We start from the raw sequence: 6,635 nt of genomic DNA, 5'->3' as shown, positions 1-6,635 counted from the left end.
CGCCCGCCCCCCGCACCCGCCGCAAGCTCCTCGGACGGCTGTCCCTGCCCGAGCGGAACTTCGTCGCCGAAGCCCTGCGCACCGAGACCGTCGGCGGAGTCCTGCTGCTCGTGGCCGCGGTCACCGCGCTGATCTGGGCCAATACGGCGGGCGGCGCGTATGAGTCGGTGCGCGGTTTCCATCTCGGCCCCGGCTCGCTCGGGCTCGACCTCTCCGTCCAGCACTGGGCGGCCGACGGGCTCCTCGCCGTCTTCTTCTTCGTGGCGGGCATCGAGCTCAAGCGCGAACTGGTCGCGGGCGATCTGCGGGACCCCAGGGCCGCCGCGCTGCCGGTGGTCGCGGCGCTCTGCGGCATGGCCGTGCCCGCGCTCGTCTACGTCCTGACCAACACCCTCGGCGGCGGCTCGACGAACGGCTGGGCGGTGCCCACCGCCACCGACATCGCCTTCGCCCTCGCGGTCCTCGCCGTCATCGGCACCTCGCTGCCGTCCGCGCTGCGCGCCTTCCTGCTCACCCTGGCCGTCGTCGACGACCTCTTCGCCATCCTGATCATCGCGGTCTTCTTCACCAGCGACCTGAACTTCGCGGCGCTCGGCGGCGCCTTCCTCGGCCTGGCCGTCTTCTGGGTGCTGCTGCGCAAGGGGGTCCGCGGCTGGTACGTCTACGTGCCGCTCGGGGTGATCATCTGGGGCCTGATGTACAACAGCGGCATCCACGCCACCATCGCGGGCGTCGCCATGGGCCTGATGCTGCGCTGCCACCGGCGGGACGAGAGCGAGCCGCACTCCCCCGGCGAGCGCGTCGAACACCTCGTGCGCCCCCTGTCTGCGGGCCTGGCCGTGCCGCTGTTCGCGCTGTTCAGCGCCGGTGTGTCCGTCTCGGGCGGGGCGCTGGGCGACGTATTCACCCAGCCGGAGACGCTCGGCGTGGTCCTGGGCCTCGTCGTCGGCAAGGCGGTCGGCATCTTCGGCGGCACCTGGCTCGCGGCACGCTTCACCAAGGCCGAGCTGAACGAGGACCTGGCCTGGGCCGACGTGTTCGCGGTCGCCTCGCTCGCGGGCATCGGCTTCACCGTGTCGCTGCTGATCGGCGAGCTGGCCTTCACCGGGGACCCGCGGCTCACGGACGAGATCAAGGCCGCCGTCCTGACCGGCTCCCTCATCGCGGCCGTGCTCTCCGGCATCCTGCTGAAAATACGGAACGCCAAGTACCGCGGGCTCTGGGAGGACGAGGAGCGCGACGAGGACCTCGACGGCATCCCCGACGTGTACGAGCTGCACAAGCCGGAGTACCACCTCCGAATGGCGGCCATCCACGAGAAGAAGGCCGCGGAACACCGCAGGCTTGCCGAAGTCGCGGGTGGGGAAAGCGAGGATGGCAACGGTCCGGCATGATCTGAGCAGACATACCTCAGAAGTCTGAGCAGACAGGTCTCAGAAGAGATCAGAAGAGAAAAAGGGGAGAACGCGATGAGCTCACCCGACGGCCCCGTCGGCGCCGAGCGCAGCCTCGGTCAGCTGGTCGCCACGGCGACCAGCGAGATGTCCGCGCTGGTGCACGACGAGATCGCGCTGGCCAAGGCCCAGCTGCGGCAGGACGTCAAGCGCGGGGCGATCGGCGGTGGCGCGTTCGGCGCGGCCGGCATGGTCCTCATCTTCTCGCTGCCGATGCTGAGCTTCGCGCTGGCGTACGGCATCCACACCTGGAGCGACTGGAACCTCGCCGTCTGCTTCCTGCTGTCCTTCGCCGCCAATGTGCTGGTGGCCGGGGCGCTCGCGCTGATCGGCGTGGTCTTCGCCAAGAAGGCCAAGAAGGGCAAGGGCCCGCAGAAGGTCGCCGCATCGGCCAAGGAGACGGCCGCCGTACTGGGGAACGTCAAGCCGCATCCCCGTTCCGTGAGCCCCGCGGGTGCCGTCGACGTCCGAGTCGGTGAGACGGGGGCCACTGTGGCACGCTCGTCCTCATGACGGAGCCCGCCCCCAAGGACCAGGCCATCGACGGCACCCCGCGGCAAGGCCACGCGCCGGGCCCCGCACGCGACCTCGTCGCCCATATGGCGCAACCCTCGTCGGTCGTACGCGTCGAGGGCCCGTGGACCCACCGGGACGTGGCCGCCAACGGAGCCCGCTTCCACATCGCCGAGATGGGGGACGGGCCGCTGGTCCTGCTGCTGCACGGCTTCCCGCAGTTCTGGTGGACGTGGCGGCACCAGCTCGTGGCGCTCGCCGACGCCGGGTTCCGTGCCGTGGCGATGGACCTGCGGGGCGTGGGCGGCAGTGACCGCACACCGCGCGGCTACGACCCGGCCAACCTCGCCCTGGACATCACCGGTGTGGTGCGCTCGCTCGGCGAGCCGGACGCCGCCCTCGTCGGTCACGACCTCGGCGGCTATCTCGCGTGGACGGCGGCGGTGATGCGGCCCAAGCTGGTGCGCCGCCTCGCGGTCTCCTCGATGCCGCACCCCCGGCGCTGGCGCTCGGCGATGCTCTCGGACCGCAGGCAGACCGCCGCGGGTTCGTACGTATGGGGCTTCCAGCGGCCGTGGCTGCCGGAGCGTCAACTGATCGCCGACGACGGTGCCCTGGTGGGCCGTCTGGTGCGGGACTGGTCGGGACCCCGCCTGCCCGACGACGAGGCGGTCGAGACGTACCGCAGGGCCATGTGCATCCCATCGACGGCGCACTGCTCGATCGAGCCGTACCGCTGGATGGTGCGGTCGATGGCGCGGCCCGACGGCATCCAGTTCAACCGCCGTATGAAGCGGCCCGTGCGCGTACCGACGCTGCATCTGCACGGCTCGCTCGATCCCGTGATGCGTACGAGGAGCGCGGCGGGGTCCGGTGAGTACGTGGAAGCGCCCTACCGCTGGCGGCTGTTCGACGGGCTCGGGCACTTCCCGCACGAAGAGGACCCGACGGCGTTCTCCACGGAGCTGGTGAGCTGGCTGAAGGACCCCGAGCCCGACCGCTGAGGCTCTGGGCTGAGCCGCAACCGGCTCCGGGCCGGGCCGCAGCCAGCTCTGGGCCGGGCCGCAGCCAGCTCTGGACCCGGCCGTCGGGGATCGCCTTTGGGAACACTTGTCCTACGAACGCCAATTGCCGGAAGCATAGGCCAATTGGGGCCCCTGAGCGCGATTACCGACCATGGGGCCCGGGCACACGTCCGGGTATGGGCTGGACGCACGACTACAGTGACGTAGCACGCAATCGCCGCTCGGCCGCAGCGCTGAACAGCCGCGAGAGGGGCGGACAACAGGACGTGAGCCGCCACGGCCCGCCGCAGGCCATGGGCATTCCCCGCATTCTCCGCCGGAGGGCCCGCTGGGTCTCCGCGCGGCTCCGGCACACCCGCGACTGACCTCGCCCGCCGGACACTCCGCTCTTCTTCCTCCCACCGCTCTTTCCCCTTCCCTTCTTCCCTTCTGGCGCTCGCGCGAAGCTCGCGGGCGCCAGAAGGCTCTGAGGGCTCTGGAGGAACTGACGGCACTGCTCGGAGGGCGTTGCTCAGAGGGCGCAGCCCTGGCTGTCGACCTCCTGGTTGGCGGTGCGGCCCCGCTCGATGTCCTCGCGCACCTCGTCCGCCGTCAGGGCATAACCGGTGTCGGGGTCGTCGAGCGACTTCGCGAACACCACGCCGTAGACCTTGCCGTCGGGTGTGAGCAGGGGGCCGCCGGAGTTGCCCTGGCGGACGGTCGCGTAGAGCGAGTAGACGTCCCGTCGCACGGTGCCGCGGTGGTAGATGTCCGGGCCCTTGGCCTGGATACGGCCGCGCACGCGCGCGGGGCGGACGTCGTAGGGGCCGTCCTCGGGGAAGCCCGCGACGATGGCGCCCGCGCCGCTCGGCGCGTCCTTGGACGTGAACTTCAGGGCCGGTGCCTTCAGCGTGGGCACGTCCAGCACGGCGATGTCCCGCTCCCAGTCGTAGAGCACGACCTTTGCGTCATACGTCTGGTTCGTGTCGCCTATCTGGACCGTGGGCTCGTCCACGCCGCCCACCACGTGCGCGTTGGTCATCACGCGGCGGTCGGAGAAGACGAAGCCGGTGCCCTCGAGGACCTTGCCGCAACTACGGGCCTCGCCGCGCACCTTCACGATGGAGCGCTTCGCGGTCGTGGCCACCTTGCTCTTGGCGAGCTTGGGGTCGGGGGGCTGGACCTCGGTGATCGGCTCGTTCGAGAACGGGCTGAAGACCTGCGGGAAGCCGTTCTGCGCGAGGACCGACGAGAAGTCGTTGAACCAGGTGTCGGCCTGGCCGGGCAGGGCGCGCGAGACGCCGAGCAGCACCTTGGAGTTCCGCACCTCCTTGCCGACCGTCGGCAGCGTCGTGCCCGCGAGGGCCGAGCCGATCAGCCAGGCGACGAGGAGCATCGCCACCACGTTCACCAGGGCGCCGCCCGTCGCGTCCAGGGCGCGGGCGGGCTGCCAGGTGATGTATCTCCGCAGCTTGTTGCCCAGGTGGGTGGTGAAGGCCTGGCCGATCGAGGCACAGACGATCACGATGACGACGGCGACGACCGCCGCCGTCGTACTCACCCCGGCCGCCTCGTCGTCCTTGAGCGCGTCCCAGACGATCGGCAGCAGATACACCGCGACGAGACCGCCGCCGAGGAACCCGATCACCGAGAGGATGCCGACCACGAAGCCCTGGCGATAGCCCACGACCGCGAACCAGACCGCGGCCAGCAGCAACAGGACGTCCAGCACGTTCACCGATTCAATCCTCGCCTCGCATCGCGGCCGCCACGTCCACGCAACCTTGTCATGCGCGCCAGTCGAGCGGGACCTGCCTACTGCGGTCCCAGGGGCGCTCCCAGCCCGCGAAGTGCAGGATTCTATCGATCACGCCGGCCGTGAAACCCCAGACCAGAGCCGACTCGACGAGAAACGCGGGGCCGTGGTGGCCGCTCGGGTGGACGGCCGTCGCGCGGTTGGCCGGGTCCGTGAGATCGGACACGGGGACCGTGAAGACGCGTGCCGTCTCGTTCGGGTCCACGACGTCCACCGGGGTCGGTGTGTGCCACCAGCCGAGCACCGGGGTGACCACGAAGTCGCTCACGGGGATGAAGAGGCGGGGCAGCACGCCGAAGAGCTGGACGCCCCTGGGGTCCAGGCCCGTCTCCTCCTCGGCCTCGCGCAGGGCGGCGCGCAGCGGTCCGTCGGTCCGCGGGTCGCCGTCCTCGGGGTCGAGGGAGCCACCGGGGAAGGAGGGCTGGCCCGCGTGCGAGCGGAGGGAGCTCGCGCGCTCCATCAGGAGCAGCTCGGGGCCCCGCGCGCCGTCGCCGAAGAGGACGAGCACGGCGGACTGGCGTCCCGCGCCGCTCTCCGGGGGCAGGAAGCGGCTGAGCTGGGGCGGCTTGACGGTCCGCGCGGCGTGCACGACCGGGTCGAGCCAGGACGGCAGGCCGACGGTGCTCAGGGCTGGCGCCGGGCCGGCCGGTGCGGGGTCGCTGGCGCGGCTGTGCGTCGTCTGGCCGTCGCGGTTGTGCGCCGTCTCGTCGCCGTGGGTGTGCGTCGCCTCGCCGCCGTGGGTGTGCGTCGCCTCGTCGTCGTGGGTGTGCGTCGCCTCGTCGTCGTGGCTGTGCGTCGTCGGCGGGCCGCTTCTTTGCGCGGCTCGCCCGTCGGTCCGGCTCCTGCTCTCGCTGTTCGTGGCTTCCGTCATTTCGCTCGCGTGCGTCATCGGCACCCCCGTCCGTCTGGACAACGCTCTTGTCCTCCCCGTTCGTTCCGCTCCGCGCCGATGTCACCCCGCCGTGCGCCGATGTCGCCCCGTCGTGCGCCGATGTCGCCCCGTCGTGCGCGGATGGCGCCCCCCGCGCGGGTGTCACCCCGCCGCGAGCGGGGGCGCCGGCTTGCCGGGGTAGTCCGCCGGGGGCTTGAGACGCTGGCCGGGGAAGCCGCCCATCTCGTACTTCAGGAGCTTCTTCGCCTTCTCCGGGTCCGTCTCGCCCTCTCCGTACGACGGGCAGAGCGGGGCGATCGGGCAGGCGCCGCAGGCGGGCTTGCGGGAGTGGCAGATGCGGCGGCCGTGGAAGATCACGCGGTGCGAGAGCATCGTCCATTCACTCTTCGGGAAGAGTGCGGCGACGGCCGCCTCGACCTTCACCGGGTCCGTCTCCTCGGTCCACTTCCAGCGGCGGACGAGGCGGCCGAAGTGGGTGTCCACGGTGATGCCGGGCACTCCGAAGGCGTTGCCGAGCACGACGAAGGCGGTCTTGCGGCCTACGCCGGGCAGTTTGACGAGGTCGTCGAGGCGTCCGGGGACCTCGCCCCCGAACTGCTCCGTCAGGGCCTTGGCCAGGCCCATGATCGACTTGGTCTTGGCACGGAAGAAGCCGGTCGGCCTGATCAGCTCCTCGACCTCCTCGGGGACGGCCGCGGCCAGGTCCTCCGGGGTCGGGTACTTGGCGAACAGCCTCGGCGTCGTCTGATTCACCCGCAGGTCCGTGGTCTGCGCGGAGAGAACCGTCGCCACGAGCAGCTCGAAGGGGTTCTCGAAGTCCAGCTCGGGGTGGGCGTACGAGTACACCTCGGCCAGCTCCCGATTGATCCGCCGCGCCCGCCGAACGAGCGCGGCGTGCGACTCCTGCGGGSCGRGSGTGGCGGGCGTGTCCTTTTTGCCGCGGGCGGGCTTGGTGG

The 6,635-nt window shown here is 71.1% G+C and carries 7 protein-coding genes; 4 read left to right on the top strand and 3 right to left on the bottom strand.

Annotation, left to right across the window (positions count from 1 at the left end):
* The 4 genes from nhaA to AB8Z36_RS25185 all read left to right on the top strand — a co-directional run.
* The coding region (gene nhaA, locus AB8Z36_RS25200) for a Na+/H+ antiporter NhaA (RefSeq protein ID WP_369215658.1) at positions 1-1,394 on the top strand (1,394 nt) is incomplete at its 5' end.
* A gap of 75 nt (positions 1,395-1,469) precedes the next feature.
* Positions 1,470-1,967, top strand: coding sequence for a phage holin family protein (locus AB8Z36_RS25195; RefSeq protein ID WP_369215657.1), 498 nt, complete (start codon positions 1,470-1,472; stop codon positions 1,965-1,967).
* An 86-nt stretch (positions 1,968-2,053) separates the two neighbouring features.
* Positions 2,054-2,971: an alpha/beta fold hydrolase gene (locus tag AB8Z36_RS25190; RefSeq protein ID WP_369215660.1), complete on the top strand. Its 918-nt coding sequence runs from the start codon at positions 2,054-2,056 to the stop codon at positions 2,969-2,971.
* Positions 2,972-3,168: 197 nt separating this feature from the next.
* Positions 3,169-3,357: a hypothetical protein gene (locus AB8Z36_RS25185; RefSeq protein WP_369215656.1), complete on the top strand. Its 189-nt coding sequence runs from the start codon at positions 3,169-3,171 to the stop codon at positions 3,355-3,357.
* Between the two features lie 146 nt (positions 3,358-3,503).
* On the opposite strand, the gene AB8Z36_RS25180 is transcribed toward AB8Z36_RS25185, so the two are convergent.
* The 3 genes from AB8Z36_RS25180 to nth form a co-directional block, all read right to left on the bottom strand.
* Complete coding sequence (locus AB8Z36_RS25180; RefSeq protein WP_369215655.1) at positions 3,504-4,709, bottom strand: MarP family serine protease; 1,206 nt, start codon at positions 4,707-4,709, stop codon at positions 3,504-3,506.
* 49 nt (positions 4,710-4,758) lie between these two features.
* Positions 4,759-5,415: an NUDIX hydrolase gene (locus AB8Z36_RS25175; RefSeq protein ID WP_369215659.1), complete on the bottom strand. Its 657-nt coding sequence runs from the start codon at positions 5,413-5,415 to the stop codon at positions 4,759-4,761.
* A gap of 405 nt (positions 5,416-5,820) precedes the next feature.
* Positions 5,821-6,635 (bottom strand): endonuclease III (gene nth / locus AB8Z36_RS25170; RefSeq protein ID WP_369215654.1); only part of this gene is annotated, 815 nt, incomplete at its 5' end.

This window comes from Streptomyces flavofungini, assembly GCF_041028215.1.
In the GTDB taxonomy this organism is placed as follows: Bacteria; Actinomycetota; Actinomycetes; order Streptomycetales; family Streptomycetaceae; genus Streptomyces; species Streptomyces flavofungini_B.
Note: the sequence above shows the minus strand (reverse complement) of the source record. Positions and strands in the feature narration are given on the sequence as shown.